Origin of the sequence: Geobacillus proteiniphilus, assembly GCF_001908025.1 — a bacterium.
GTDB lineage: Bacteria > Bacillota > Bacilli > Bacillales > Anoxybacillaceae > Geobacillus > Geobacillus proteiniphilus.
Map to the genome: position 1 here is coordinate 1 of NZ_MQMG01000039.1, position 25,620 is coordinate 25,620.

At 54.9% G+C, this 25,620-nt stretch carries 32 protein-coding genes and 1 pseudogene; 9 read left to right on the forward strand and 24 right to left on the reverse strand.

What is annotated here, in order from left to right; genetic code table 11:
• Window positions 1-158: 158 nt before the first annotated feature.
• The gene (locus tag BRO54_RS20095) at window positions 159-317 is read right to left on the reverse strand and encodes a hypothetical protein (RefSeq protein ID WP_167367380.1); all 159 of its coding nucleotides are present in this window, start codon (window positions 315-317) and stop codon (window positions 159-161) included.
• A gap of 172 nt (window positions 318-489) precedes the next feature.
• Here BRO54_RS20095 and BRO54_RS13035 point away from each other — a divergent pair, with 172 nt between their 5' ends.
• On the forward strand, window positions 490-1,095 hold the full coding sequence (locus BRO54_RS13035) for a biotin transporter BioY (RefSeq protein ID WP_074044220.1): 606 nt from the start codon (window positions 490-492) through the stop codon (window positions 1,093-1,095).
• Window positions 1,096-1,160: 65 nt separating this feature from the next.
• Here the strand turns inward: BRO54_RS13035 and BRO54_RS13040 are convergent, their stop codons facing one another.
• The 3 genes and pseudogenes from BRO54_RS13040 to BRO54_RS13050 form a co-directional block, all read right to left on the reverse strand.
• Entirely contained in the window at window positions 1,161-2,159 is a 999-nt protein-coding gene (locus BRO54_RS13040; protein WP_074044221.1) for an inorganic phosphate transporter, read from the reverse strand.
• 18 nt (window positions 2,160-2,177) lie between these two features.
• Window positions 2,178-2,798 carry a DUF47 domain-containing protein gene (locus BRO54_RS13045; protein WP_074044222.1) on the reverse strand — a complete coding sequence of 207 codons (621 nt, stop codon included), beginning with the start codon at window positions 2,796-2,798 and terminating at the stop codon, window positions 2,178-2,180.
• 270 nt (window positions 2,799-3,068) lie between these two features.
• Window positions 3,069-4,563: pseudogene (locus BRO54_RS13050) on the reverse strand (leucyl aminopeptidase).
• A gap of 183 nt (window positions 4,564-4,746) precedes the next feature.
• Between BRO54_RS13050 and BRO54_RS13055 the strand changes: the two are divergent.
• Window positions 4,747-5,556: a cobalamin-binding protein gene (locus tag BRO54_RS13055; RefSeq protein ID WP_074044223.1), complete on the forward strand. Its 810-nt coding sequence runs from the start codon at window positions 4,747-4,749 to the stop codon at window positions 5,554-5,556.
• A gap of 17 nt (window positions 5,557-5,573) precedes the next feature.
• On the opposite strand, the gene BRO54_RS13060 is transcribed toward BRO54_RS13055, so the two are convergent.
• The 5 genes from BRO54_RS13060 to BRO54_RS13080 form a co-directional block, all read right to left on the reverse strand.
• On the reverse strand, window positions 5,574-6,212 hold the full coding sequence (locus tag BRO54_RS13060) for a 3D domain-containing protein (RefSeq protein ID WP_084544558.1): 639 nt from the start codon (window positions 6,210-6,212) through the stop codon (window positions 5,574-5,576).
• 243 nt (window positions 6,213-6,455) lie between these two features.
• The gene (locus tag BRO54_RS13070; RefSeq protein ID WP_074044225.1) at window positions 6,456-6,779 is read right to left on the reverse strand and encodes a YuiB family protein; all 324 of its coding nucleotides are present in this window, start codon (window positions 6,777-6,779) and stop codon (window positions 6,456-6,458) included.
• Window positions 6,780-6,906: 127 nt separating this feature from the next.
• A complete protein-coding gene (locus tag BRO54_RS19865; protein WP_161496655.1) occupies window positions 6,907-7,044 on the reverse strand; it encodes a YuiA family protein in 138 nt (45 codons plus the stop codon).
• 133 nt (window positions 7,045-7,177) lie between these two features.
• Entirely contained in the window at window positions 7,178-7,672 is a 495-nt protein-coding gene (locus BRO54_RS13075) for an NUDIX domain-containing protein (protein WP_074044251.1), read from the reverse strand.
• Window positions 7,673-7,883: 211 nt separating this feature from the next.
• On the reverse strand, window positions 7,884-9,107 hold the full coding sequence (locus BRO54_RS13080; protein ID WP_074044252.1) for an NAD(P)/FAD-dependent oxidoreductase: 1,224 nt from the start codon (window positions 9,105-9,107) through the stop codon (window positions 7,884-7,886).
• A 279-nt stretch (window positions 9,108-9,386) separates the two neighbouring features.
• On the opposite strand from BRO54_RS13080, the gene BRO54_RS13085 reads away from it, so the two are divergent.
• Window positions 9,387-10,385: an NAD(P)/FAD-dependent oxidoreductase gene (locus tag BRO54_RS13085; protein ID WP_176202394.1), complete on the forward strand. Its 999-nt coding sequence runs from the start codon at window positions 9,387-9,389 to the stop codon at window positions 10,383-10,385.
• A gap of 162 nt (window positions 10,386-10,547) precedes the next feature.
• Here BRO54_RS13085 and BRO54_RS13090 read toward each other — a convergent pair whose 3' ends face one another.
• The 4 genes from BRO54_RS13090 to BRO54_RS13105 form a co-directional block, all read right to left on the reverse strand.
• Window positions 10,548-10,850 (reverse strand): LapA family protein, encoded by a 303-nt coding sequence (locus BRO54_RS13090; protein ID WP_013524527.1) that lies wholly within the window; start codon window positions 10,848-10,850, stop codon window positions 10,548-10,550.
• 220 nt (window positions 10,851-11,070) lie between these two features.
• Entirely contained in the window at window positions 11,071-11,436 is a 366-nt protein-coding gene (locus tag BRO54_RS13095; RefSeq protein ID WP_013144338.1) for a HesB/IscA family protein, read from the reverse strand.
• A 152-nt stretch (window positions 11,437-11,588) separates the two neighbouring features.
• The gene (gene dapF, locus BRO54_RS13100) at window positions 11,589-12,461 is read right to left on the reverse strand and encodes a diaminopimelate epimerase (RefSeq protein WP_074044227.1); all 873 of its coding nucleotides are present in this window, start codon (window positions 12,459-12,461) and stop codon (window positions 11,589-11,591) included.
• A gap of 133 nt (window positions 12,462-12,594) precedes the next feature.
• Window positions 12,595-12,834 carry a YuzB family protein gene (locus tag BRO54_RS13105; RefSeq protein WP_011232428.1) on the reverse strand — a complete coding sequence of 80 codons (240 nt, stop codon included), beginning with the start codon at window positions 12,832-12,834 and terminating at the stop codon, window positions 12,595-12,597.
• A 171-nt stretch (window positions 12,835-13,005) separates the two neighbouring features.
• On the opposite strand from BRO54_RS13105, the gene BRO54_RS13110 reads away from it, so the two are divergent.
• Window positions 13,006-14,076 (forward strand): NAD(P)/FAD-dependent oxidoreductase, encoded by a 1,071-nt coding sequence (locus BRO54_RS13110; protein ID WP_074044228.1) that lies wholly within the window; start codon window positions 13,006-13,008, stop codon window positions 14,074-14,076.
• A gap of 85 nt (window positions 14,077-14,161) precedes the next feature.
• Here the strand turns inward: BRO54_RS13110 and BRO54_RS13115 are convergent, their stop codons facing one another.
• Window positions 14,162-14,515 (reverse strand): YuzD family protein, encoded by a 354-nt coding sequence (locus BRO54_RS13115; protein ID WP_074044229.1) that lies wholly within the window; start codon window positions 14,513-14,515, stop codon window positions 14,162-14,164.
• Window positions 14,516-14,599: 84 nt separating this feature from the next.
• Here BRO54_RS13115 and BRO54_RS13120 point away from each other — a divergent pair, with 84 nt between their 5' ends.
• Window positions 14,600-14,842 carry a NifU family protein gene (locus BRO54_RS13120; RefSeq protein WP_011232431.1) on the forward strand — a complete coding sequence of 81 codons (243 nt, stop codon included), beginning with the start codon at window positions 14,600-14,602 and terminating at the stop codon, window positions 14,840-14,842.
• A gap of 38 nt (window positions 14,843-14,880) precedes the next feature.
• Here BRO54_RS13120 and thrB read toward each other — a convergent pair whose 3' ends face one another.
• The 5 genes from thrB to yutH form a co-directional block, all read right to left on the reverse strand.
• Complete coding sequence (gene thrB / locus BRO54_RS13125) at window positions 14,881-15,795, reverse strand: homoserine kinase (protein WP_074044230.1); 915 nt, start codon at window positions 15,793-15,795, stop codon at window positions 14,881-14,883.
• Entirely contained in the window at window positions 15,792-16,853 is a 1,062-nt protein-coding gene (gene thrC / locus BRO54_RS13130) for a threonine synthase (RefSeq protein WP_074044231.1), read from the reverse strand. The genes thrB and thrC overlap by 4 nt, the downstream gene beginning before the upstream one ends.
• Window positions 16,850-18,151, reverse strand: coding sequence for a homoserine dehydrogenase (locus BRO54_RS13135; RefSeq protein WP_074044232.1), 1,302 nt, complete (start codon window positions 18,149-18,151; stop codon window positions 16,850-16,852). Before BRO54_RS13135 ends, thrC begins: the two co-directional genes overlap by 4 nt.
• Before the next feature lie 92 nt (window positions 18,152-18,243).
• Complete coding sequence (locus BRO54_RS13140; protein WP_074044233.1) at window positions 18,244-19,218, reverse strand: 2-hydroxyacid dehydrogenase; 975 nt, start codon at window positions 19,216-19,218, stop codon at window positions 18,244-18,246.
• A gap of 146 nt (window positions 19,219-19,364) precedes the next feature.
• Window positions 19,365-20,366, reverse strand: a complete 1,002-nt coding sequence (gene yutH, locus BRO54_RS13145) for a spore coat putative kinase YutH (protein ID WP_074044234.1) — start codon at window positions 20,364-20,366, stop codon at window positions 19,365-19,367.
• A gap of 296 nt (window positions 20,367-20,662) precedes the next feature.
• Here yutH and BRO54_RS13150 point away from each other — a divergent pair, with 296 nt between their 5' ends.
• On the forward strand, window positions 20,663-21,160 hold the full coding sequence (locus tag BRO54_RS13150; RefSeq protein WP_011232437.1) for a phosphatidylglycerophosphatase A family protein: 498 nt from the start codon (window positions 20,663-20,665) through the stop codon (window positions 21,158-21,160).
• 83 nt (window positions 21,161-21,243) lie between these two features.
• On the opposite strand, the gene BRO54_RS13155 is transcribed toward BRO54_RS13150, so the two are convergent.
• Both BRO54_RS13155 and hepT read right to left on the reverse strand, forming a co-directional pair.
• A complete protein-coding gene (locus BRO54_RS13155; protein WP_074044235.1) occupies window positions 21,244-22,014 on the reverse strand; it encodes a TIGR01457 family HAD-type hydrolase in 771 nt (256 codons plus the stop codon).
• Between the two features lie 24 nt (window positions 22,015-22,038).
• Entirely contained in the window at window positions 22,039-22,476 is a 438-nt protein-coding gene (gene hepT / locus BRO54_RS13160) for a type VII toxin-antitoxin system HepT family RNase toxin (protein WP_074044236.1), read from the reverse strand.
• Between the two features lie 101 nt (window positions 22,477-22,577).
• On the opposite strand from hepT, the gene BRO54_RS13165 reads away from it, so the two are divergent.
• Together BRO54_RS13165 and BRO54_RS13170 are read left to right on the forward strand one after the other, a co-directional pair.
• Window positions 22,578-22,847: a DUF3055 domain-containing protein gene (locus tag BRO54_RS13165; protein ID WP_021321783.1), complete on the forward strand. Its 270-nt coding sequence runs from the start codon at window positions 22,578-22,580 to the stop codon at window positions 22,845-22,847.
• Window positions 22,848-22,904: 57 nt separating this feature from the next.
• Window positions 22,905-23,198: a cytosolic protein gene (locus BRO54_RS13170; protein ID WP_074044237.1), complete on the forward strand. Its 294-nt coding sequence runs from the start codon at window positions 22,905-22,907 to the stop codon at window positions 23,196-23,198.
• A 3-nt stretch (window positions 23,199-23,201) separates the two neighbouring features.
• On the opposite strand, the gene BRO54_RS19870 is transcribed toward BRO54_RS13170, so the two are convergent.
• Entirely contained in the window at window positions 23,202-23,354 is a 153-nt protein-coding gene (locus tag BRO54_RS19870) for a hypothetical protein (protein WP_161496656.1), read from the reverse strand.
• 58 nt (window positions 23,355-23,412) lie between these two features.
• Complete coding sequence (locus BRO54_RS13175; RefSeq protein ID WP_013144326.1) at window positions 23,413-23,688, reverse strand: YutD family protein; 276 nt, start codon at window positions 23,686-23,688, stop codon at window positions 23,413-23,415.
• A 112-nt stretch (window positions 23,689-23,800) separates the two neighbouring features.
• On the opposite strand from BRO54_RS13175, the gene BRO54_RS13180 reads away from it, so the two are divergent.
• Window positions 23,801-24,487: a YhcN/YlaJ family sporulation lipoprotein gene (locus BRO54_RS13180; protein WP_074044238.1), complete on the forward strand. Its 687-nt coding sequence runs from the start codon at window positions 23,801-23,803 to the stop codon at window positions 24,485-24,487.
• Between the two features lie 123 nt (window positions 24,488-24,610).
• Here the strand turns inward: BRO54_RS13180 and lipA are convergent, their stop codons facing one another.
• The gene (lipA, locus tag BRO54_RS13185) at window positions 24,611-25,507 is read right to left on the reverse strand and encodes a lipoyl synthase (RefSeq protein ID WP_074044239.1); all 897 of its coding nucleotides are present in this window, start codon (window positions 25,505-25,507) and stop codon (window positions 24,611-24,613) included.
• Between the last annotated feature and the right edge of the window lie 113 nt (window positions 25,508-25,620).

The following is a 25,620-nucleotide window of genomic DNA, read 5'->3' on the forward strand; positions in this document are numbered from 1 at the left end:
AACACATTCGAGCCCCCAGCATTTTATCAGAACGACAAGACCACTCTAAGGGAACACGATTGGGAGGCGGCCATCTTTTTTCGCTCGATCCTCCGGCTTTTTCGAGGCGCGGAGCGGTCCAAGACGTTTTTCTTTCCCATCCATCCGCGCCCCTTCTTTTACGCATTGCCGTTTTCATCCGTCGGCTGCCGCTTGCCGATTTCCGCCGGGGTGCGCAAATCGTAGCCTTCGTCGTGTTTGCTTGTGTGGATGATGTCTTCGTTCGCTCCCATTTTGCTTGTCCGCTTCAGCTCCTCATCCGGCACGAATCGATCCATTGACAAGACCTCCTTTCACGCTCCTCGCCGCGTTGTCCGCATGAAGCGCTCGAGGAGTCGTTTTTCTTATCATCCCCCCAAGCCGCTTTATCATCCGCCGAAAAAAGAGGATTGACAGCCTAGCGGTTGTTCGGTACGATTTTGTTAACGAACAAAAAAAGGAGGTTTACATATGGGACGACGGACTTCGCTTCGACCGATTGACATGACGCTCGCCGCCATGTTCGTCGCCTTAATGGCAATCGGGGCGAACATTACGTCGTGGGCGCCGTTTCTTGTCGTCGGCGGTGTTCCCATTACGCTGCAAACGTTTTTCTGCGTCCTTGCCGGCGCGGTGTTAGGGCGGCGGCTCGGTGCGGTGGCCATGATTGTGTATATGCTCGTCGGCCTCGCCGGCGTGCCGGTGTTTGCCAAATTCGAAGGCGGACTGTCGATGATTTTCCAACCGACATTTGGCTTCATTCTTTCCTTTATCGTTGCCGCTTATGCGACCGGATGGGTCATCAACCGCGGCCCGCAGCCGGCGTCCAAGGCTCGTTTCGTCACCGCCGCCTTGGTCGGCATGGTCATCAACTATGTCATCGGCACGAACTGGATGTACATGGCGTACAAACTATGGGCAGAGGCGCCGGAAGGACTTTCGTACGGTATGGTGTGGGGCTGGATGCTTGCCCCGCTGCCCAAAGACATCCTCTTATCGATCGTCGCCGGCTTGATCGCCCCAAGGATTTGCCGGGCGATTCAACGCTCCTCAGCTGCCGGCCGCCCGGCCGCCTAAACGCGAAAAGCGCGCCTGTTGCCAAAAACAGGCGCGCTTTTTGTTTGGAAACCCTGGATCATGGATTAGAAGAATAAACGAAGGATCTGGTACACAAACCCAGCAATCAACGCTGACACTGGCAAGGTGATGATCCATGTCATCACAATGCGGCGAGCGACGCCCCATTTGACGCCTTTCACCCGTTGGGCGGCGCCAACCCCCATGATGGCGGAGGAAATGACGTGCGTCGTGCTGACCGGCAAGTGGAACATCGTCGCCGAAAGAATGACGAGTGCGGACGACAAATCGGCCGCCGCCCCGTTGATCGGGCGGATTTTCATAATTTTTCCACCCACCGTTTTAATGATCTTCCACCCGCCGACAGCCGTTCCCAACCCCATGGCCAAAGCGGCAGAGATGCGCACCCATTCAGGAATGTCGGTCGTCGCGTGGTATCCGCCGGCGATTAACGCCATCGTAATGATCCCCATCGCTTTTTGAGCGTCGTTTGTTCCGTGCGTATACGCCTGAAACGCCGCCGTCACAATTTGAAACATCCGAAAGCCCCTCGTCGTGCTGTATAAGTTGGCGTTTTTAAAGATAAAGCGAAAAATGCTCATAATGATAAAGCCGACCCCTAACGCCAAAAACGGGGAAAGAATCAGCGATTGTAAAATTTTCAAAAACCCGCCATAATTCAAAATCCCAACCCCAGCCGCGGAAATCGCCGCCCCGGCGACCGAACCGATGATCGCGTGCGAAGAGCTGCTCGGAATGCCGTAATACCACGTGATCAAGTTCCAGGCAATTGCTGATGTCAACGCTGCTAAAATAATGAGCGGTCCATTTTCTAGCGCAAACGGATCGACAATGTCTTTCGTAATCGTTTTCGCGACGCCGGTAAAGGTGAGCGCACCGATAAAGTTCATCGTCGCAGCCAAAATAATGGCTTGACGCGGCGTAAGCGCCCTTGTCGACACCGATGTGGCAATGGCGTTGGCCGTATCGTGGAAGCCGTTGATAAAGTCAAACGCCAATGCGAAAATGACGATGCAGATCGTTAAAATCAGGATCGTATCCATAAAAATAACGTCCCCTTTTTATGCGTTGCGCATGATAATCGTCTCTAACGTATTGGCGACATCTTCACAACTGTCGGCAATCTCTTCCAACATTTCGTAAAGCTCTTTGTATTGAATGATTTTAATCGGGTCTTTTTGCGTCACAAACAAGTTTTTGATCGACGCGCGCAAAATTTCGTCGCACTTCGTTTCATAGTCCTTGATTTTAATGGCATGCTGGCGCATATCGAGCAATTTTTTGTTCGCAAGCAGCTCGAGGGCGTGAACAATTTCGATCGTGCTTTGATAAATATAGTCAAAAAATTTCACCATATGTTCATCGATGGCCGTGAACGAAAACATTTCAAACCGCGCCGAACATTGCTCAAACCCATCAAGCACATCGTCCATTTTCATCGCCAACTGGTGGATGTCTTCCCGCTCGATCGGCGTAATGAACGTTTTGTTCAATTGGACGACCAGTTCATGGATGAATGAATCGCCCTTTCGTTCATACTCTTTCATTACGCGGGCAAATTCTTTTAAGTCGCTGACGCTTTGAATTTTATACTCGACAAAATATTGTGCCGCTTCTTTGACGTTTTCCGAAATGGTGAACAGCATATCAAAAAAAACGTCTTTTTTCGGCGAAAAAATCATATCGGACACCCTCCATTTGCGGAATCAAAATCACCGCTACTTATTGTAACAATTTAAAATCCATTTACAATACAAAAAGAGAAAATTTACAATAGATTTACACTAACTTTACATTTTGTTCGCTTTTCCTGTTATGTACTATGTAGCGTGCCAAAAGAAAGCCAAAGCTATGCACGTTCGCTTCGGCTCGTTCGCTGCCGGCATACCGCCTTCACACTGGGCGCCTCTGCGCCAAGGCAGCGCCTGTCGATCGGCCTGCCGGCGTTCGTTTTATTCAAACCGTTCGACAAACGCGGTGAGCGTGCGCACCATCACGCCCGTCGCCCCAGCCGGACCGAGGTCGCCGTCTTTCTTTGTGGCGGCCGTGCCGGCGATATCCAAATGCACCCACGGCGTATCTTCCGCAAATTCGCCAATGAACGCCCCACCCATAATGGCGTGTCCTTCCCGCCCCGGAGAATTGTTCAAGTCGGCGATTTTGCTGCTTCGCACTCGCTCGCGGTCGTTTTCTGTAATTGGCAGCCGCCAAATGAACTCCCCGGTTTCCATCGACGCTTCAAGCAATTGCTCAAACAGCTCCTCATTGTTCGTCATCGCGCCCGTTTTGTCCGTGCCCAAGGCGACGGATCACTCCGCCCGTTAACGTAGCGACATCGATGATATAGCTGGCGCCGTGCTGTTTCGCATAGGTTACCGCATCGGCCAAAATGAGCCGTCCTTCCGCATCAGTGTTTTTCACTTCAATCGTTTTTCCGGACAGCGACGTAATGACATCGTCCGGCTTGAACGCCTCGCCGCTGATCATATTGTCGGTCGCCGGAATGACGGCGAGCACGTTTTGTTCCGGCCGCAGTTCGCCGATGGCTTCCATCGCCCCGAGCACCGCTGCCGCGCCGGCCATATCGGTTTTCATGTCAACCATGCTGTCGCGCGGCTTCAAACAATAGCCGCCCGTATCAAACGTCACCCCTTTGCCGACGAGAGCGATCACGTTTTCCCATTGCTCTTTTCCTTGATATTTTAAGACGATCAGTTTGGGCGGCTGTTTCGATCCTTGGTTGACGGCCAAAAGCGCTCCCATGCCGAGCCGCTCCATATCTTCTTTCTCCAAAATTTCATAGTCAAAATCGTACCGGTTCGCGAGCTTCACGGCATAATCAGCCAAATCCGACGCCGTCAGCAAATTCCCCGGCGTATTGACGAGCGTGCGCGCCGAATTCGTCGCCTTCCCGTATACCGAGCCGACAAACAAGCTCGCCTCAATTTCCGCCGCTTCGGCCGCCGTGTAGACGATGAGCGATTCGAGCTGGTAATCCGGTTCTGACTTTTTCTGCTTATACCCAGGGAATTCATACGTCGCCAAATGATACGCTTCCGCCAAGGCGTGCGCCGCTTCGTTTCCATCGACGGCCTCGGTCGTAAACGTGTCCAGCGCGACCGCCGCTTTCGTCCGCTTCGCCTGCTTCAACGTGCGAAACAGCTTGCCGAACACCTCGCGCAGCCGCTCAAACGTCAACTCTTCTTTTTTGCCAAGGCCGACGAAGTAGAGCCGCTTCGCCCCCGTCGGCAAAAATGGATGAACGCTGGCGATGCGCCCCCGCTTCGCGGAAATATCGCCTTCTTTCTGCAGTTCCGACAGCCGTCCGCCAAGACGGGCATCGTATTCGCCGGCAAGGCCGCTCCATGAATTCGCCCCTTCAAACAAACCGATGACAAGCGCTTCATCCCGTTCCTCCACCGACGGCAAAGGTTTTACCGTAAACATCGTCTCATCCCTTTCCATGGTGATTCATTCCCACCTTCATTATAGCGAAGCAAAGCCATTCTTTCGACTATCTAACTTTCTCTCCTTGCGTTCACTCAAAAAAATCAGCCGAATCAGACAGGAAATCACGCGGGGCAAGGCGAATCCGTAATCATCACGATGATTTAGAAAGGACCGACGCTGATGAGAATCGTTTCCTTTTGTCCAAGCAACACCGAACTGCTCGCCTATCTCGGCCGCCTTGACGATGTCGTCGCCGTCGACGATTCGTCCGACTGGCCGCCGGAAGTGAAGCGGCTGCCGAAAGTCGGGCCGGATCTGCGCATTGATATGGATCAAGTCGAGGCGCTCAAACCGGATCTCGTCGTCGCATCCCTAAGCGTGCCCGGCATGGAGCGCAACGTCGAGGAGCTCAAACGGCGCGGGCTCCCGCATCTCGTGCTGGCGCCCCATTCGCTCGATGACATTGCCAACGACCTTCTTCAGCTTGGCGAGGCGCTTGGCGAAACGAAAAAAGCGGCTGAACTTGTCCGCCGCTATCATGACGTGCTTGATTGGCATCGCGAGCGGGCCGCATCGGCTGAACCGGCCCGCCTTTATTGGGAATGGTGGCCGCGGCCGATCTTCACACCGGGCGGCGCCAACTGGCTGAGCGAACTAAGTGAGCTCGCCGGCGGGCGCAACATTTTCTCCGACGTCCCGCAAGCGAGCGTTCAAACGGAATGGGACGACGTTCTCGCCCGCAATCCGTCGCACATCTTGCTCGTTTGGGTCGGCGTGCAGACAAAAAAAATGAGCCCGAAAGCCGTCACGGCGCGCCCGCACGCCCAACAGGCCGAGGCGGTCCGCACCGGGAACATCCACATTTTAGAAGAATCGCTCTATTGCCGTCCGTCTCCGCGCCTCTTGGTCGGATTAAAAAAATTGGCGCCGCTTTTGCATCCGGCTCTGTTCCCTCCCGCTGACGACAGCGATCCGCTCCTTTGTGGCTGACGGGCGGGAGCCCTCTTTCAACTTTTCGATTCCAAATATTGTTGACGAAACACTTGCATCGTTTCATCTTCGTTCAGCCGCTTCAACTCTTCCTCTGACAGCGTGCCATCGCCTTTTTGCACGATATAGACGTTGACTTTTCGTTTTCCCCAATATTTATATACATCTTCGACGGTTTCATAGTATAAGTCAATGCGATGGCCTTTGATCGCCCCGCCTTTGTCGGCGACGACGCCGAACCCGTATCCGGGGATGAACAAAATCGTGCCGATCGGAAACACGGTTAAATCCGCCGCAATCGTCGAATAAAGATCGCGTTTGACGCGGACGCCGGAGTACGTGATGCCATACTCAGGGTGATCGGGCGTTTTTCCAGTCGATTCAATGCCGGCCGTATAGCCGGTGGCGACCACTTCAACGGATGGATATTTTGACCAGTCAAAATGATCCTCAAGCCGCAAAACGGAGCGGCCCCCGTTTTTCGCGAGCTCTTTCATTCCCCAAATGGGCTGATGATCCATCGATAAAGCGCTCGGAAAGGGATGGAGAACCGTCTTCGCGTCAACCCCGGAAACGGACTCGAATGTCGCAAAGAGCGCCGCCAAAAACAGCAGCGTCATCGCGGTTCGGCGCACGAACTGCCTAAACCCATTCAATGCTCTCAACTCCTCTCACACCTCTATTTATCTCCATCCAAAATCGAAATATTCATTGCGAATGAGACAAAAAAACGAAAAAACCGTTGGCTCAAAACCGTCCATGAACGGCCTCATTGTGAAAACCGAGCGTAAAGCTTGTGCGTTTTGCCAAAAACATCCGCGAACCGACGTTGTGATCCGCTCGGGCGCTCATCAGCGCTGTTCACAAAAAAAAACGCCTCTGCCCAAGGCAGAGACGCTCTAAAACATTTGATATCCTTTGGCCCGCAGCGTGCGGATCGCCCATCCGGCGCAAAGAGCGCCGGCAAAGCCGCTTGACAAAATCAACAGATCCGCCGCCGCCAGCGAAGTGATTTTCCGGCCGAGCGCGGCGAACGCCTCGGACGGTGCGGTGAAATAGCGCGTTAACGGCACATCATCAATAATGAAAACCGCAATCAATGGAAAGCAGATCGCCGTAATCCATGTCATACGCAACAACATATTCACCAAAAACGCAATGCCAAAAAACAACACAAAAAATAAAACCATCGAAATCAAAACAACCGGCAAACTCATTTGCATCCGCCCTTCACCTCCCGTACACCCGTTTTCAGTGTACTGGATCGGGCGGATGACCGTCAATGTTCGTTCTCTTCTTTCATGATCGCCTGATTGGTTCCAAACGATGTTTCATGTCCTCAGACGAACGTCAATGGTCGTCATCCTCTTCGTGATCGCTTCCCGTTCCTTGGCAGCCGTAGCACGTTTCCGATCCGCCCAAGAGCAGCTGAACGTATCCGTGCCCCTCGCAGTACGGGCAGTCGTTCATTGTCAATGTTTTTGTCATCGATGTTCCCCTCCGTTTCTTTTTTTGTTAATATATCAAAATTTTCTGTAAAAACAAACAGCGATTCTTCCCTATTTTCGTTCATGTAAGCGAATACATCGACGACTTGCTTTGATTTTCTCGACTATTCTTTTCATTTCGATGATTCAAAGTAAAGGCGGTATTTCGTGTAGCCGAACGGGTCGCCGGGATTGAGTCCGTCATGCAGAGAAAGGGAGACAGGCGGCTCGAGCGCCAACAAATAGCGAAGCAAGCCTGATGTGTTCGGATCATTCTGGAGCGCCGTTTTGCTTAAAAACGCGGCGGCATACAGCTCATCCGTCTGCACGACGATCTCGCGCGAGAGCGGGCGCAAAAGAAAAATCGCCATATTGTCGCTGATCTCCCCAGCGATGACGCCGGTGCGCAAGCCAAGAAGCGCGACCGGTTCGGCATCGATCCCCGTTTCCTCCTTCACTTCCCGAACGGCCGCTTCATCGAGCATTTCCCCCGGCTGGACGAACCCGGCCGGCAGCGACCATTTGCCCTTTAGCCCGCTGTATTTTTTCTTGACAACGAGCCATTCCCCATTCTCGTTTATGACCAGTCCGGCCGCCGCAATCCAAACGTTTCCTCGTTTGTTGTCCATCGTCCTCATCCTTTTCTCCCTATCGTTATGCACCGTTTGTATTTCGACAATCGAGCGGCCGATCCCTGTTTGGCGGAAAGGGAAAAGCGATATCGCCGAACAGCTTGACTGACCGAAGCGCCAAGACGATAAGAGGATGCCTCATCCTCGGCCGCCGCCCCGCTTGCCGACAAGAAAAGGCGCCCCATTGCGTTTCGGGCGCCTGCTTCCATTAGAAAAATTTGAATTTGCCTTTTTTCATCACAAGCGACGAACCGCCGATCAAATACAAGGCGCGGTTGTCGATCACTTTTTTCATGAAGCTCGCTTTGGCGCCCCACAGCTTTTTGCCGAACACGACGCCGATGGCATCATCATGGCCGAGCGAGCAAACCGTCCCTTTAATATCCGGCTTAAACGGCTCCAGCTCCCCTTGTCCACGGATGAGCACCGCCAAGTTTTTCGCGCACAGCTGGCCTTCTTGCATGGCGATTTGCGCCGTCGGCGGATACGGGCGGTTCGTTTCTTCATCAATCACGAGCGAACAGTCGCCGACGACGAAAATGTCTTCATGCCCCGGGACACGCAAGTACGGGTCCACTTTAATGCGCGCCCGCGCCGCTTCAAATCCAGATTCCTCGATGACGCGGCTGCCGCGCACGCCAGCCGCCCAAATGACTGTGCCGGCTTTAATTTCCTCGACATCATCACCTTTGGCGACAATGATGCCATCCGGCGTGCATTCCTTAATCGCCGTGCCGATTCGAAACTCGACTCCTTTGCGCTCAAGCAGGCTGACCGCGTACTCGACGAGCTCCGGATCGAAGCCCGGCAACGCCGTGGGCGCCGCCTCCACGCAAATGATGCGCACTTTGTGCGGGTCGATGTCATACTCGCGGCACAGCTCCGGCATCCGGTTGGCGAGCTCGCCTAAAAATTCAATGCCAGTAAATCCCGCCCCGCCGACGACGATCGTCAATCGCTCCTCTTTCTTTTCCTCTTCCGCGTTGTACGTCGCAAACTGGTATTCGATATGTTCGCGGATTTGCCGTGCGGCGTCGACGTTCGCGATCGAAAACGCGTATTCTTTCAAGCCTTTGATGCCGAACGTCTCCGACTCAAACCCGAGGGCGATGACAAGGTAATCGTACGTCAGCTCGCCATTTTCAAGCAACACTTTCTTTTCGCTCGGAACGATTTTCGTCACCGTATCTTGGATGAACTTCACTTTGTTCCGGTCGATGACATCGCTGATCGGATAGCGGACGCGGTCATGGTGCAGCGTCCCAGCCGATGCCTCATGAAGCCATGTCGTCTCATAATGGTAATCGTGCTTGTTTACAAGCGTAATGTTCGCTTCGTTCACGCCGATGAGCTTTTGCAGGCGAACGGTCGTCATGAGCCCGCCATAGCCAGCGCCTAAAATGACAACGTTTGGTTTTCTCACCTGAATCACTTCCACCCTTTTTCATTTTTTCTCATTCATTTGTTATAGCTTTTGCTGCGGTCCCCGTTTTTATTGAGCGAAGTTTGTGAAACAATTCACGTTAACCGCCAAAAAAATGTCGAGGGATTGTCACAAAAAATTAACAATCTCTCCATCCACCATATTAGCCCTTTTTCTTTCCCATTTCAAGCTTTTTTTCGCTGATTCCTAATAGAAAATTCCCCGTTATAACTGCACCCGTTTATGGTAAGATAAACTTGTAATGCCATAAGTTTAGCACGGGGAGGTATATCGGTGAAAGAAGACCGCAACATCTATGATGTCACCATTATCGGCGGCGGGCCGACCGGGATGTTTGCCGCGTTTTACGGCGGCTTGCGGCAAATGAAAGTCAAAATTATCGAAAGCCTTCCGCAGCTTGGAGGGCAGCTGGCTGCGTTATATCCGGAAAAATACATATATGATGTCGCCGGATTTCCGAAAGTGCGCGCCCAAGAGCTTGTCAACCAGCTGAAAGAGCAGATGGACCTATTTTCGCCGACCGTCTGCCTGAACGAGTCGGTCGACACGCTCGAAAAGCAGGAGGACGGAACGTTTAAACTCGTCACCAATCAACAAATCCATTATTCGAAAACGGTCATCATCACCGCCGGAAACGGCGCCTTTCAGCCGCGTCGGCTCGAAATCGAAAGCGCTTCCCGCTATGAAGGAAAAAACTTGCATTACTTCATCAACGACTTGGGGCAGTTTTCCGGAAAGCGCGTGCTCGTCTGCGGCGGCGGCGACTCGGCCGTTGACTGGTCGCTCATGCTCGAACCGATCGCCGCGAGCGTCACGATTGTGCATCGCCGCGACAAATTCCGCGCCCATGAACATAGCGTCGAGCAGCTCAAGAAGTCGAGCGTGCAAGTGAAAACGCCGTTTGTCCCCGTTGAACTCGTCGGTGATGAACACGCCATCCGCCAAGTCATCCTTGAGCATGTGAAAGAAGGAACGAAAGAAACGATCGATGTCGACGCCGTCATTGTCAACTACGGCTTTATTTCTTCGCTTGGCCCCATCAAAAACTGGGGGCTTGACATCGAAAAAAATGCGATCAAAGTCAACTCGCGGATGGAAACGAACATCCCCGGCGTGTATGCGGCGGGCGACATTTGCACGTACGACGGGAAAATTAAGCTGATCGCCTGCGGCTTTGGCGAAGCGCCGATCGCCATCAGCAGCGCCAAAACGTACATCGACCCGACGGCGCGGATGCAGCCGGCGCACTCGACATCGCTGTTTTAATGGCGCTCCGTCGGGAAAACAAGCGGAAGCGAAGGGGCGCTCGGCATTTCGCCTTAACGCCGCATCCCGACTGATTGGAGCCATTCGTATAGCCCGCCCCGTCCACACCCGTTTTTCAAGCAAAAGGCGCCCCCTCTTTGTTGGGGGCGCCATGCTCGTGCCTCATCCCTCTCGCTCCAGCGAAACCGACTCGCCATCATTATTCCCAGCCTTGTTTTTCGTCCATTCCTCCCGCTCTCTCTCGAGCAGCTTCACCTGCCGGCGCAGGCTGAACAAACGCACCCATCCGAGCATGCCGACGACAAGGCCGCCAAGGACGGCCGAACCTAAAATGACGATAATGAGCGGCAAGCGGGTTTCGCCGACTAAATAATGGATCGTCACCTGCTCGACATTCGCCACCGCCAGCAGCGCAACAATGAGCGCCAAGACAAGCGCCAAGATGACATTGATTTGTCCTTTCATCGTTTCTCCTCCTTTGGCGCTCCCGAAAAGGCCGATGTTGGAGCGCGGCCGTTTTCCCCAATTTCGTGAGGGAAAGACCACCCTTCCAACATTCGCCAGTCGGTACACGCCCGCGTTTTCAACCGGCCGTGCGGCGAAAACCGGCCTTCTCAAGAGCCCGACGATCACGGCAAGGCAGGCCGTTTGCCTCTGCCGGGCGGATGGACGTCACCCCGCCCGCTTAGCATTGCTCCGGCGTGCCGGCATTGGTCGCTGTGCGGAACGAGGAGCCGCAGCCGCATGTCGCAATGGCGTTCGGATTGTTGATCGTAAACCCGCCGCCAAGCAGCGACTGTTTATAATCGATGACCGTTCCGCGCAAAATCGGCGCGCTGTCGCGGTCCACCAAAATTTTGATGCCGTGTTGCTCAAATTCGATGTCATCATCACGCCGCTCATGGTCAAAGCCCATGCCGTACGACAACCCGCTGCAGCCGCCGCCATGGACGCCGACGCGCAAGTACGCGCCCTCTTCTTCCTGCTCTTTCATCATATCTTTGATTTGAAACGCTGCCGCTTCTGTCAGCGTAATGACTGCCTCTGCCATCCATCATCCCTCCTTTAACGGTTGACACTGGCCAAACAACTTGGCCGTTTTTCGACAGGTTCGCCCGCTTTCACCCGACGGCTCGGATGGGGCGAATCCCCTTGAATGGTTCCCATCTTACTTAATAGTATACCGCCTTCGCCTTTCGATGCTCAACCGTTCCGCCCGCCTCGGTAGTAATAAACGCCGGTGCACACGGTCTCCGCCGGACCGGTCATGCGCACGCGCCCGTCATGCCCCCATACGATTGTTAAATCGCCGCCGGCCAAATGGACGACCGTTTCCTCCCCGCGCGCCGTTTTGCCGTTTAACACCGAAGCGACGACCGCCGCGCACGCTCCGGTCCCGCACGCCTGCGTCACACCGGAGCCGCGCTCCCAGACGCGGAAATGAAGCTCACGCTCGTTCACCACCTCGACAAACTCGACGTTCACCCCTTCCGGAAAGCGCGGGTCCTTTTCCACGAGCGGGCCAAGCGTCGTCACCGGCGCTTTTTGGATGTCATCGACGTAAAAGATCACATGCGGGTTGCCCATGGACACCGCCGTAATTTCATATTCGCCCCCAGCGATGGCAAACGGCTCGGCGACGACTCGCTCCGCTTTTGGTCCAACCATCGGAATGGCGCTCCGCTTAAGGCGCGGCTCGCCCATATCGACCGTCACGCTTGTCACTTCGCCATCTGCCACTGCCACACGGGCTTCGACAAGCCCGGAGAGCGTTTCAATCAAAAAGGTGCGGTCGCGGACGATGCCGTACTCGTACGCGTATTTCGCCACGCAGCGCAAGCCGTTGCCGCAGTTTTTCCCTTCCGAGCCGTCGCTGTTAAAAATGCGCATTTTGACTGGCGCTTTCTCCGATGGACAAATGAGAATCAAGCCATCGGAGCCGATGCCTGTGTGGACATCGGCGACGCTGCGGGCGATCGCCGGCAGCTCCTCCTCGGGCAATGTTTCCCGGAACAGATCAACGTATATGTAGCTATTACCCAATCCATGCATTTTCGTAAACGAAAAAGAACGCACATGACTCCCTCCTGAACATTTTTTGCGCTTCGCATGTATAATGGCGGCATCTCCTGGGCACAATGGGAATATCCCCCGTTTTTTCATTATACATTGAAGAGGATGCCGCATCGCGGGCATCCTCCTTTTTTCGTTAAAACATTGGGTTTTCCTCGAGATGCCGATAAATATTTTCCACGAGCTGCTCGGGCGTTTCGCCGCTGACAAACTCGCCGTTGACGAGCGCAAACAGCGTTTCCGCGCAGCGTGTGCAATAGCTTAAGCAGCTGTATTCAATGATGTCCAAGTTCGGATCCTTTTCCAACATTTCCATTGCTTTGTACGACCCGCTGGCTAAGTTGCTGATGCAAAATTCGATGATTGGCAGCATCATGCGCATGTTCACCTTCCTGCTTCCCATCGTAGCGGTTTTCCGGCGCGGCGTCAATGAACATGCTCGTTCGATCGAGGAAGCGGAAAAATTATTGTTCTTTTGTCACAATTTCGTTATACTTTTCTATGGCATTGTCGGCTTTAGAAACTCGACAAAAGGGGATTTTTCACGATGAGACAACTTGTATTGCTTGGCGGAGGATACGGCAATATGCGCATTTTGCAGCGCCTCCTTCCGGACGGATTGCCAAACGACATTCATATTATCCTCATCGACCGCGTTCCGTACCATTGTTTAAAAACGGAATATTACGCCTTGGCCGCGGGGACGGTCAGCGACCATCATATTCGCGTCCCGTTTCCGGAACATCCGCAGCTTGTGTACCAATTCGGCGAAGTCGTCTCGATTGATCTCGACCAGCAACTCGTCCATTTAAAGGATGGGAGCAGCGTCCGCTACGATGATGTCGTGATCGGATTGGGCTGCGAAGACAAATACCACGGGGTGCCGGGCGCCGAGGCGCATACGTACAGCATCCAGTCGATCGATAAGGCGCGCGCCGCCTATGAAGCGCTGAACAATTTGCCGCCGAAAGCGACGGTCGGCATCGTCGGCGCGGGATTGAGCGGCGTCGAGCTAGCCAGCGAACTGGCGGAGAGCCGTCCGGACTTGCACATCAAGCTGTTTGACCGCGGTGAGCGCATTTTGCCGATGTTTCCGAAACGGTTGAGCGATTATGTGGAAGGATGGTTCGTTGAACACAAGGTGGAAATCGTCCGCAACTCCAACGTCACGAAAGTCGAACCTGGCGTCTTGTACAACCACGACGAGCCGGTGGAATGCGACGTCATCGTCTGGACGGCCGGCATTCAGCCCAACCGCGTCGTCCGCGAGCTGAAGGTCGAAAAAGATAAGCAAGGACGTATCGTCCTGACGAAACGGCACCACATCCCCGGCTATGAAAACGCCTACGTCGTCGGCGACTGTGCGAGCCTGCCGCATTCCCCGAGCGCCCAGCTCGCTGAAGCGCAAGCCGAGCAAATCGTCCAAGTGCTGCAAAAGCGATGGAACGGCGAAGAACCGCCGAGCGAATTCCCGCCGATCAAATTAAAAGGCATTCTCGGCTCGCTCGGCAAAAAACACGGCTTCGGCCTGCTCGCCGACCGCCCGCTCACCGGCCGGGTGCCGCGTTTGCTGAAATCAGGCATTTTGTGGATGTACAAGCACCACCACGGGTACTGAATCAAGACAGCGCAACACAGCCTCAGCCTTTTCGATCGATCGACGTTTGCGGAAAGGCAGACATTGAGCGCATAAAAGGCGGAGCTTATTCCGCCTTTTTCCCTTCATGCGCCGATGGCCGGTACCCGAATTTTTCCATTTCTGCATAAATCACCTTCAGCCGCGGGTTCCCTTCAGCGACGACGTTCCCTTCCACCACAACAACCGGATACACCCAGTCTTCTTCGACGATCGTCTGCGCAAGCTTCCGCTTCGCCTCATCATCGGCCGGCGGCGCGAAAATATCGACGTACGTCATCACAAACGGCTGATCGGGATATTTGCGGCGCAACGCGGCCTCGAGCCATTCGTACGTCTCTTTCGACGACGGGAGCTGCACGCACGACGGGCAAATGATGTCAGCCCCATATACACAAATTTCGATCGGTTTGAATGTCATCTGTGTCACCCTTTAGGAAAGCAAAATTTATCATTAGATTTTTTTCCTCACCATGATTATAATAAAAAGTAAAGAAAGGAGTCGATGGAAATGACGGATCAAGAAATTAAAGAACAAGTGCAAGAAGTTTTAGATAAACTCCGCCCGTTTCTGCTTCGCGACGGCGGCGACTGCGAACTCGTCGATGTGGAAGACGGCGTCGTGAAACTTCGCCTCCTCGGCGCATGCGGCAGCTGCCCGAGCTCGACGATCACGCTCAAAGCCGGAATTGAGCGCGCGTTGTTTGAAGAAGTGCCGGGCGTCGTCGAAGTGGAACAAGTGTTTTAATATAAAAAATCCGAACAGCGGCCGCTGTTCGGATTTTTTTACGCCTCAAGCGCCAGCTTGTAGACGCGGCTGCCGCGCGGCTCGACGGAAAGACGCGCGATTTCGCACGCTGGAAAATGCGGGCGCAGCCGCCGCGCGAGCCGCTCTCCTTGGCCCGGTTCGGCAAAGACGAGCACCGTCGGCCCCGCTCCGCTCAGCGCCGCACCGATCGCTTCGTATTCAAGAGCGAGCGCCTCCGCCCGCTCGAGTTCCGGAACGAGCTGTCTCCGATACGGCTGATGGAACAAATCGGCGGCCATCATCCGGCCGGCAAGCTTCCAGTTTTTCGTGAGCAACGCGGCGACGAGAACGTTGCTGACGGCGCTCGCCTCGACCGCCCGCTCTCTCGTCCATTGCTCCGGCAGCTGTCCGCGCGCTTTTTTCGTTTCCAATTCGTACTCCGGAATAATGGCGACAAGCTCTACATCCAATTGCGGAATATGGACGACATCCACGCCCGCCTCGCGGCAGCAGCCGATGACAAGCCCCCCGTACAACGAGGCGCCGACATTGTCCGGATGTCCTTCGTATCGGGTCGCCAACTCCATCTTTTGCTCGCGCGGCAACTGAAGCCCAAGCAGCGCGTCAGCGAGCTCAATGCCGGCGACGACCGCCGCCGCGCTGCTCCCGAGCCCGCGCGTAAACGGAATGTCGCTGTACACATCGACCGCACAGCTTGGCAGCCGGTGGCCGTAAACGTCCGCCGTCTCCGCCGCCACTCGGTACACCAAATTGTCCGTCCCACGCGGAATGCCGCTCACTTCCGCCGTCTTTGGCGCAAACGACCACGCATCCGCCAAGCGGACGTCAAGCGTCAAATAGCGATTGACCGCGAGCCCGACCGAGTCAAATCCGGGCCCTAGGTTCGCCGTGCTTCCCGGAACGACGATCTTCAACATCTCGTCTTCCTTCATGTACGGACAACCCCTTGCAAATGTTCGAGCACCGCTTGCTCATCATTCGGCAGCACGATCGGCTCGATCGCCGCAGTCTCCAAGGCGATGGCCGGATCTTTCAGACCGTTGCCAGTGAGAACCGCGACGACGAGGCTGCCGCGTTCGATTTCGTTCCGTTCGAGCTGCTTGATCACCCCGGCGATCGCCGCGCATGACGCCGGTTCGGCAAAAATGCCTTCCGTCCGGGCGAGCCGCTTGTAGGCGGCCAAAATTTCTGCGTCGCTCACCTCATCAATTTTCCCGCGCGACTCGCTCGCCGCCTCGACCGCTTTGTCCCAGCTCGCCGGATTGCCGATGCGGATCGCCGTCGCGACCGTCTCCGGCTGTTCAATCACCCGGTTGCGGACGATCGCCGCCGCTCCTTCCGCTTCAAAGCCGCGCATTTGCGGCAAGCCCGTTCCTTTCGCTGCATGATACTCCTTAAACCCTTTCCAATAGGCGGTGATGTTGCCGGCGTTGCCGACTGGAATGGCGAGCACGTCCGGGGCGCGCCCAAGCTGGTCGCACACTTCAAACGCCGCCGTTTTTTGCCCTTCGATCCGGTACGGGTTGACCGAGTTGACGAGCGTAATCGGCGCCGTTTCGCTCAACCGGCGCACCATTTTGAGCGCTTCGTCAAAGTTGCCGTCAATCGCAAAAATTTCCGCGCCGTACATGGCGGCTTGCGCCAACTTGCCGAGGGCGATTTTCCCGTTCGGCACGACGACGATACAGCGCATGCCGGCGCGCGCCGCGTAGGCGGCCGCTGAAGCCGATGTATTGCCGGTTGAGGCGCAGATGATCGTATGGCTTCCTTCCTCTTTCGCCTTGGCCACCGCCATCACCATGCCGCGGTCTTTAAACGAACCGGTCGGGTTCGCCCCTTCGACCTTGACATAGAGCGCAATGCCGAGCTCCTCCGACAAGCGCGGCAGCGGGATGAGCGGCGTATTCCCTTCGCAAAGCGACAGCCTCGGCGTCGCCGCAGAGAGCGGCAAAAAATCGCCGTAGGCGTCAAGCAGCCCTTTCCATGTCATGACCGTTTCTCTCCTTCCACTCGATATGAACTTTGCACCCGCTCAACAATTTCCAAATCGCCGAGCTGCTGCAAAATGTCTTCGTAGTCTTGCTGAGAGGCGTCATGCGTGACGATGACGATTTCCGCTAGGCCATCCTCTTTCAGCGGCAATTGCAAAATTTTCTCAAAGCTCACCCCGCGCTGCGAAAACAGCGTCGTAATTTTGGCAAACGCGCCGACCTGGTCTTTGACGTGAATGCGCAAAAAGTATTTCGAGAAAATTTCCGCCGGCGTCTTCAACTGCTTTTCATATTGCGGCGCGACGGCATAGCGGCCGTTGACGCCAAGGCGCATATTTTTCATCACCGCGACCAAGTCGGAGACAACCGCCGTCGCCGTCGGCAAGCTCCCGGCCCCCGGCCCGTAAAACATCGTCTCTCCGACCGCTTCGCCGTATACGTACACCGCATTGTATTCGTTGTGCACGGACGCCAACGGATGCGAATCCGGCAAAAACGTCGGCTGGACGCTCACCTCGACCTTCTGCCCGTCGCGCTGGGCGATGCCGATCAATTTCATCGTGTAGCCGAGCCGCTTCCCGTAGTTCAAGTCTTCCTCCGTCACTTGGGTGATGCCTTTCACTTGCACATCGTCCAAGTCGATGTCCATTGAAAAGCCAAGGCGGGCCAAAATCGCCATTTTCCGCGCCGCATCCAGCCCTTCGACGTCTGACGTCGGATCGGCTTCCGCAAACCCGAGCGCCTGCGCTTCGGCGAGCACGTCCTCATAGGAAGCGCCGTTTTGCGACATTTTCGTCAAAATGTAGTTCGTCGTCCCGTTCACAATGCCCATGAGCTTCGTAATCCGGTCCGACGCCAAGCCGTCAACCAAGCTGCGCAAAATCGGAATGCCGCCGGCGACGCTCGCTTCATAAAACAAATCGCAGCGGTATTCCGCCGCCACCCGAAGCAGCTCCGACCCGTAGACGGCCATTAAGTCTTTATTGGCGGTCACGACATGCTTCCCTTGGCGCAGCGCCCGCAATAGCAGCTCTTTTGTCTCCTCAATGCCGCCCATCACTTCGATGATGACATCAATGTCCGGATCGTCAATCACCTCAGCCGCGCTCGTCGTCAGCAATGCCGGATCGACCGCGACGCCGCGCGGTTTCTGTACATCGCGGACGAGGATTTTTTTCACCGTGACCGGGCAGCCGACTTGGTGCATCAACTTTTCCTGATGGTTTTCAATAATTTTGACCACACCGCTCCCGACTGTTCCTAATCCTAACAACCCAACAAAAATTGGCTTTTCCATCCTTCCCGCCCCTTCTGTTTACGTACAGTAGACATTTGTATTTTTATAGTAGACATTATAAAAGACAATCGGCCATTTAGCAATGAAAATTTTTACGAGATCCGGTTCACCGGCGTCAGCGGCGGCCGTCCTTCGAGCACGGCGATGATGTTGTCGCGCGCCAATGTCATCATGGTGCGCCGCGTTTCGTACGTGGCGCTGCCGATATGCGGCAAGGCGACGACGTTCGGAAGCGAAACGAGCGGATGATCGGCCGCGACCGGCTCGTTTTCAAATACATCCAGCCCCGCCGCGGCGATCTCCCCATGAACGAGCGCCTCATACAACGCCTGTTCATCGACGACCGCTCCGCGCGCCGCGTTAATGAAAATCGCGGACTTCTTCATTTGCTGGAACGCCTCGCGGTTGAACAAATGGCGCGTCTCGGAGGTGAGCGGCGTCAAGCAGACGACAAAATCGCTCTCAGCAAGCAAGTCGGCGAACGGACGGTAGATGGCGCCAAGCTTCTCTTCCGCCTCCGGACGGCGGGAGCGGTTGTAATACAGAATGTTCATGTCAAACCCCTTCGCCCGTTTCGCCACGGCTTGACCGATGTTCCCCATGCCGACGATGCCGATCGTTTTATGATGGACATCGGCGCCCGCGAGCAAAAACGGGCTCCAGCTTTTCCATTTCCCTTCCTTCAAAAATTCAGCCGCTTCCACGAGGCGGCGGGCGGTGGCCAATAAAAGCGCAAACGTCAAATCGGCCGTCGTATCGGTCAATACATCGGGCGTATTGCAAACGAGAATGCCGCGATGGGTCGCTGCCGCTACATCAATGTTATCGTAGCCGACGCCCATATTGGCGACGACTTGGAGCGCCGAACCAGCGGACAAGACGTCTTCATCGATCGGATCAGACACCATCGGCAAGATGGCCGTCGCCCGTTTCGCCTTTTCCACGAGCACATCGTGCGGCACGGCCATATCTTCATGGGGCCACATCTCTACTTCAGCGATGGCCAAAAGCGGCGCGATCACGTCCTCGGGCAATTTCCGCGTAATGAATACATACGGCTTCGTCATGGTGCAGCCTCCCGCATCGTTTTTTCTAAATCTTATCACAACTTTGGCCGAAAAAAAAACAGGAAGTTGTCCTTAGGGTTTAACGGCAGGGAAGCGGTCGTTTTTTCGTTTGGGCCAAAAAAAAGCGGGAAGCTGTCTTCCCTGCGTTACGCCGGCGGCAGCCACTCGACTGCCGGCAGGCGGATGCGCCCCGAGATGCCCACGATCTTGGCAAACGAAGCCAAAAACCGTTCATATTCATGCGATCGCTCCAGCAAGCGCCGCAACGCGTCCTCATGCCTCGCTTGTTCGTTCTCATCCGAAGCGGTATAATACGCTTCCACGCATTCAAAATACGGAAGAGGAAACAAAAGGCGCGCGTAAATGAGCCGCCAGGCAAACGGCGAAAGCGCCGTCAAATGGCCGTAATCTTGGAAAAATTGGCGGACCGCCCGTCGGCATCGCATCCCGTGCCGCTGATACAAATGGCGCACCCATTCCGCCAAATCGCGGGCGCAATGGTCATACACCCAGTCGGTCGGCAGCTTCGCCTCCATTCCATCCACCCAACCTGCTTCCGGAAGCCGCTCGTGGCAAAACGCCGCGCAATCGACGCCCACCGGTTCTTCATCCAGCTCCGTGTCCGCCACGTATTGCACCGCATTTTCCGCCATCCCTAAATAGTACGGAAACGACTCGATAAACAGCCGATCAAACGGCGACGACGGCCCGGAAGCGAGCTTGCTCGACCAAAACGCCTCCATTTGATCGATCCGCTTCGCCCACAGCTCCCGCCATTGGCCGATGCGCCGGCATGCGACGATCGGCCATGGACATGTTCTTCCGCATTCATGCATCACCGCCAATTCCCGGCCGAGCGAACGAAAGCGAGCCGCCGGAAGCGGAGCGCGAACGAGCGCCAACGGCTGTCCATTATAGGGGGCGATATACGTTCCGGACGTCGTTTTGACCAGTTCTCCGACGCCGTCCACTCCTTTTGCCCGCAAATAGCGGCTCATTTGCTGGCGCTCTTCCATCTCCGCTTCGCTCCGCCCATCAGCGGGAATGATGAGGAAACGCTCCTGTTTATGCCAAAACGCGGTATGCATCCCTCTTCGTTCCAAGCGTTCGATGCGCATGCTGTACTGTTCACGCACCCAAGCTTCCATCGCCGCGCCTCCTTTTTCCTTTGTGCCGAAACCATTCATTCCGCTCGTTCCGCACTTTCATCTCATCGCGCCCCATCGCTGAGCCGATTCCGCCTCCGCTCCAGCATGAAACGGGCCCATTCACGCGCCCATGCTGATCAGCCGGCGCATGGCCGCGAAAAAAGAGAGAGCTACTTTTTATATATGACAGCGGGCGCCAAAAAAGCCGATGAGCATTTTTCTTTATATGACGGACTTATTTATGACATGATACATATATATAGAAAACGACTTTCTAAAAGAAACAGGTGAAGTTCATGAGCGAATTCATTATGAACAATCTGGAACAAACGGCTCGGCGCTGGCTTGAGGAACGGGGGGTGACCGTGGAAAAAATTGCGGAGCTCGTTTATTACTTGCAATCAAAATATCATCCCGATTTAACGATGGAGGAGTGCATCGAAAACGTCAACCGCGTCATTTCCAAGCGCGAAGTGCAAAACGCGATTTTAACCGGCATCCAATTGGATAAACTTGCGGAAGACGGCCGGCTCGATGAACCGCTGCAGTCGATCATTCGCCGCGATGAAGGGCTGTATGGCGTCGACGAAATTTTGGCGCTGTCGATCGTCAACGTGTACGGGTCGATCGGGTTTACGAACTACGGATATATCGATAAGCAAAAACCGGGCATTTTGCAATATTTAAATGATAAATCGACCGGCAAATGCAACACGTTTTTGGACGACATTGTCGGCGCCATCGCCGCGGCGGCATCGAGCCGCTTAGCGCACCGGGCCGCCAATGCGGAGTAACGCCGGCGCCGCCCATGCGCGCCCTCCATCCGCGCCGAGCAACATGAAACGCCGCCTTGCCTTTTTTGGCAAAGCGGCGTTGTTTACAAGCGGTCAAGCCATTCCAAAAGCGAATCGGCCGTATACGTCGGCATCCGTTCATAGCGGGCGAGCATTTCTTTTGTCGTAACGCCCGTATGGACTAAAAGCGTATCGATGCCAGCGTTCATGCCGGCTAAAATGTCGGTTTCATAATAGTCGCCGATCATCAGCACGTCCTCCTTCGGGACGCCGAGCACTTTGAGCGCCTGCTCCATAATGATTTTTTCCGGCTTGCCGATAAATGTCGGCTTCACCTGCGTCGAGACGGCGACGACCGACGTCAGCGCCCCGTTGCCCGGAAGCAGCCCCCGCTCCGTCGGCAAGGCGATGTCGCCGTTGGTTGAGATGAACATCGCTCCATTTCGGACAGCGAGACAAGCGACGGCGAACTTTTCGTATGTAATTTGCCGGTCAATGCCGATGACGACGACATCCGCCTCTTCCCCGGCAAAACGAAATCCTCTCGCCGCCAAGGCGGTTTGGAGCCCTTCTTCACCGATCACATACACGGAAGCATCCGGTTTTTTTTCAAAAATGTAATTCGCCGTCGCCTGGCTTGTCGTAAACACATGCTTCTCCTCGGCCGGCACGCCGAACGAACGCAATTTTTCCGCCACTTGCGCCGGTGTGCGCGACGAATTGTTCGTGACAAACAAATACGGAATGCCGCGGCGGTGCAGCTCGTTGACAAACGTGCGCGCCTCAGCGATGCATTCGGTGCCGCGGTACATCGTCCCGTCCAAATCGATGAGGTAGCCGTTGTATCGTTTCAATGCATTCGCTCTCCTTTCCCGCCATCAATTGCGAAACGCCGACACCGGGCCGAGCTCGTTTTCAAGGTAAGCGCGCACCGCCTTCGGATACGCCTCAAGCGCCGGCAAATGTTCGTTCAGATCGGCGAGCAATTTCGCGTGATCGACGCGCGCATATTCGTGCACAAGCATTTTCCGATGGGCAATGAACGCTTTCAATCGGTCGGCATCCGCCGGCGAGATCACCTGTTCGTCAGCCAAAATGTCGATGATGTCGTTATAGCTGCCCGGGTCGCGCATAATAAACCCGTCGATCATGGCGTTGCCGACGTCCAACACCGCCTCGATGACGACATGGGCGATCCGTTCGAGCGCCAATTGCCGAAGCGGCTCGTCCCATCGCTCCTCGGCCTTGTAACGGTCCAGCATTTGTTCCATGTAGCTGAGCGTTTCTTCCAGTTTTTTGCGATCGACAAAATACATCTGTCATCCCTCCTCGTTCCTTTGTGCGATTTGCTGTCTCCCGTTTTCGCCGCCTGTCTGCTATGATGGACATAGACGAAAAAACAGGAGGGGCTCAAATTATGGGCGAACGGTTTTATTTATACGACGACACCGTCGAAGCGGCCGTCCGCTTCGTCAGCTTTGTCGGCGAGCGGCAGCGGTTTGATTTGGCGCTCATCGAAACGGATCGTTTTTACGGGAAGTGGCTCGTGCTCGACTTGCAAAGCAACCGCTTTGCCATTCTCGGGCGCGACGATTTGGAGGAGCCGGGCTATATCGAGCACGCTTACCAGCTTCATGAACAAGATGCCAACGATTTGCGCGCCTTTTTGGAGGAGTATCTCTCATAACCTTCCTCGGTTTCGGGCATCTTATGAAACACCAAAGCAGCAAGGAAGGTGAGACGAATGGCGGAACGGGAAACATACGCCGATTTTTCCGTCGTTGAGAAACAGCGCAATTTCTTGACCGCTGAAGAGTTCCCAGAAGGGCCGTACGGCTCGCCGCGCCGCGACGACGCGCCGGTCGAAAACAAAAGCACGCCTTGGCAAGAAGGCCAGCGGCATTACAGCGCCTTCAACTACGAGTTTAAATCGTTCCACCAAAACATTCCGAGGCGCGACCCAGCCGCCCACCCGCCGCATGATGACCCGCGCAACAGTGAACAGTTTCCGTACAATGAAACGGAAGAACAGGCTTGACATTCAGCGAAACAACGAAAGAAACGGGGCAGCCGCCAGCCTATGGCGGCTGCCGCCTTTGCCGTTTCGCCATGCGGCAGCGATGAGAATGGCGTAGCGCCGTCTTTTTGTCTGTCCGCGAGCCGTCTTCCCGCCTGCGAGCATTTCGCCGCGCAACGGTTTCTTGAGCCCGCCTCTTCTTCCGGCACCGCCGCACCACAGTCCGCTGGCGCGGTTACCGTTTCACCTTGCGCAGCACAAAATACGCGCAGCCGAAGTTGCAATATTCATACAAATATTCGGACAACGTGCTGATTTTCGTATCGTACGTCGCTTTTTGGTTATGGTCGTCAAAAAACCCGCGCAACCGGAGCTGGTTGTACCCCCAATCCCCGACAATGTAGTCGTACTTCGCCAAAATGTCCGCATATCGGGCGCGAAAGGCTTCTTCATTAAAGGCGTTTTTCACATTTTCCACCAGTTCGTAACAATGATTGTTAATGCAAATCACTGTTCTCACCTCGCCTTTCCACTTCCATCATAAACGATGCATCGCCCCCAATCAATTACTGTCATCAAACCATCATCCGTGTGCCATCCTAAAAGCGAAGGGGGTGCTGACGATGAGACGACCATGGTTGGCCGTTGCGTTCGGAGCGGCCGTCGCCCTAGCCGGCTGCGCGCAGACGGCCGAGGACGAAAACACCGACATTTACAAGCGGAGCGGCAACACGATCAATGTCACCGACCGCAACGAGCTGTACAATGAAAACGGGGTGCCCAACGGCGATGACACGCCGATGAACAACTTCGGCTACGTCCGCCATCAAAAAAGCCCGATCCTCGGCGATGCAAACGGCTATAACGACATGCCGTCCTTCAACCGCGAGAAAGCGGCTGATTTAATCAGCAAATTGTGCACCCAGCTGCCGGGCGTCAAAGACGTCGCCACGCTCGTCACCGATGAAGAGGTGCTCGTCGTGTATGACGCGGACACGAACAACCGGCAGCAAACGGCCGATCAAGTGAAAAAAACGGCGCTTTCCGTCGTTCCCCGCTACTACCATGTGTATGTCGCCGACAATCCGCAGCTGATGAAGGACATCGAGCGCTTCGGACGCCTTGATTCGAACACGCGCAACATCGACCAAATTCTCGATGCGACGATTCAGCGGATGTTGAAATATCCGCAAGGAAAAAAACTGAGCGACGGGGAAAATGAAAACGGCGAAATGATCAACGAAACAAACGATGAATTAGACCGCGATTTCCGCGACGGCACGCCGCGGGCGACGAAAGCGGAACGCTAAGGGCAAAGAAACGGTCTGCCTTCTTTATGAAAGGCATGACCGTTTCTTCGCGTTCATCCGGCCGGGATGATGCTTTCAGCCGCTGAAACAACGCTTGCTTGCTTTCGCGCCGTTCGTTGGATGTTACGCTTTCAACTGCCGCGCTTTCGCCGCCTCGCTCACCTGCTCATCGGCATGGTACGACGAGCGGACGAGCGGGCCGGCTTCACAATGGCTGAACCCTTTGCTCAGCGCGATTTCTTTCAGCTCTTGAAACTCGTCCGGATGGTAATATTTTACGACCTTCAAATGTTTTTTCGTCGGCTGCAAATACTGGCCGATCGTCAAAATATCAACATGGTTGGCGCGCAAGTCATCCATCGCTTCGATGATTTCCTCTTTCGTTTCCCCAAGCCCGACCATGATGCTCGATTTCGTCGGAATGTCCGGCTGCAATTCTTTCGCGCGCCGCAAAAACTCAAGCGAACGTTCGTACGTCGCGCGGGCGCGCACCCTTGGAGTCAAGCGGCGCACCGTTTCGATGTTATGGTTTAAAATGTCAGGGCGGGCATCCATCAAAATTTTTAAGTTTTCATACACCCCGCCCATATCCGATGGCAGCACCTCGATCGTCGTAAACGGGTTTTTCCGGCGGATGGCGCGCACCGTTTCGGCGAATACCGCCGCCCCGCCGTCTTTCAAGTCATCGCGGGCGACGGCGGTGACGACGACGTGTTTCAAGTTCATAATGCGCACTGATTCCGCGACGCGTTCGGGCTCCTGCCAATCGAGCTCGGTCGGCAGCCCGGTTTTGACGGCGCAGAAGCGGCAGGCGCGCGTGCAAACGCTGCCTAAAATCATAAACGTCGCCGTCCGCCGAACCGCCCAACACTCGTGAATATTCGGGCATTTCGCCTCTTCGCACACGGTATGTAAACGGTTTTCCCGCATGAGCTTCTTCAACCCGACATAATGCTCATTCGTGTTCAGCTTAATTTTCAACCAGTCCGGCTTGCGGACATGTTCTTCCTTTGTCGCCATCGTTCTCACTCCACTTGTCGAGGATTGTTCATTTTTCATTATAAATGAAAAGCGCGGAAAAACAAAAAGAAATCGCCCATCAAGCGAGTTTCCTCCTTTTTACATTTATGAAA

Bases quoted from the DNA above. Each gene is read 5' to 3' on its own strand.
- thrC (WP_074044231.1), bottom strand. From the start codon at position 16,853: ATGACATGGAAAGGGCTGCTTGACGCCTACGGCGATTTTTTGCCGCTC.
- BRO54_RS13170 (WP_074044237.1), top strand. From the start codon at position 22,905: ATGGCGGAACGGGAAACATACGCCGATTTTTCCGTCGTTGAGAAACAG.
- BRO54_RS13095 (WP_013144338.1), bottom strand. From the start codon at position 11,436: ATGGCAGAGGCAGTCATTACGCTGACAGAAGCGGCAGCGTTTCAAATC.
- BRO54_RS13070 (WP_074044225.1), bottom strand. From the start codon at position 6,779: ATGCAAATGAGTTTGCCGGTTGTTTTGATTTCGATGGTTTTATTTTTT.
- BRO54_RS13045 (WP_074044222.1), bottom strand. From the start codon at position 2,798: ATGATTTTTTCGCCGAAAAAAGACGTTTTTTTTGATATGCTGTTCACC.
- BRO54_RS13135 (WP_074044232.1), bottom strand. From the start codon at position 18,151: ATGGAAAAGCCAATTTTTGTTGGGTTGTTAGGATTAGGAACAGTCGGG.
- BRO54_RS19865 (WP_161496655.1), bottom strand. From the start codon at position 7,044: ATGACAAAAACATTGACAATGAACGACTGCCCGTACTGCGAGGGGCAC.
- BRO54_RS13055 (WP_074044223.1), top strand. From the start codon at position 4,747: ATGAGAATCGTTTCCTTTTGTCCAAGCAACACCGAACTGCTCGCCTAT.
- BRO54_RS13110 (WP_074044228.1), top strand. From the start codon at position 13,006: ATGAGACAACTTGTATTGCTTGGCGGAGGATACGGCAATATGCGCATT.
- BRO54_RS13140 (WP_074044233.1), bottom strand. From the start codon at position 19,218: ATGACGAAGCCGTATGTATTCATTACGCGGAAATTGCCCGAGGACGTG.
- lipA (WP_074044239.1), bottom strand. From the start codon at position 25,507: ATGGCGACAAAGGAAGAACATGTCCGCAAGCCGGACTGGTTGAAAATT.
- thrB (WP_074044230.1), bottom strand. From the start codon at position 15,795: ATGAAGGAAGACGAGATGTTGAAGATCGTCGTTCCGGGAAGCACGGCG.
- BRO54_RS20095 (WP_167367380.1), bottom strand. From the start codon at position 317: ATGGATCGATTCGTGCCGGATGAGGAGCTGAAGCGGACAAGCAAAATG.
- BRO54_RS13075 (WP_074044251.1), bottom strand. From the start codon at position 7,672: ATGGACAACAAACGAGGAAACGTTTGGATTGCGGCGGCCGGACTGGTC.
- BRO54_RS13040 (WP_074044221.1), bottom strand. From the start codon at position 2,159: ATGGATACGATCCTGATTTTAACGATCTGCATCGTCATTTTCGCATTG.
- BRO54_RS13090 (WP_013524527.1), bottom strand. From the start codon at position 10,850: ATGAAAGGACAAATCAATGTCATCTTGGCGCTTGTCTTGGCGCTCATT.
- BRO54_RS13165 (WP_021321783.1), top strand. From the start codon at position 22,578: ATGGGCGAACGGTTTTATTTATACGACGACACCGTCGAAGCGGCCGTC.
- yutH (WP_074044234.1), bottom strand. From the start codon at position 20,366: ATGGAAGCTTGGGTGCGTGAACAGTACAGCATGCGCATCGAACGCTTG.
- BRO54_RS13180 (WP_074044238.1), top strand. From the start codon at position 23,801: ATGAGACGACCATGGTTGGCCGTTGCGTTCGGAGCGGCCGTCGCCCTA.
- BRO54_RS13150 (WP_011232437.1), top strand. From the start codon at position 20,663: ATGAGCGAATTCATTATGAACAATCTGGAACAAACGGCTCGGCGCTGG.
- hepT (WP_074044236.1), bottom strand. From the start codon at position 22,476: ATGTATTTTGTCGATCGCAAAAAACTGGAAGAAACGCTCAGCTACATG.
- BRO54_RS13120 (WP_011232431.1), top strand. From the start codon at position 14,600: ATGGAAATGACGGATCAAGAAATTAAAGAACAAGTGCAAGAAGTTTTA.
- BRO54_RS13115 (WP_074044229.1), bottom strand. From the start codon at position 14,515: ATGACATTCAAACCGATCGAAATTTGTGTATATGGGGCTGACATCATT.
- BRO54_RS13035 (WP_074044220.1), top strand. From the start codon at position 490: ATGGGACGACGGACTTCGCTTCGACCGATTGACATGACGCTCGCCGCC.
- BRO54_RS13105 (WP_011232428.1), bottom strand. From the start codon at position 12,834: ATGATGCTGCCAATCATCGAATTTTGCATCAGCAACTTAGCCAGCGGG.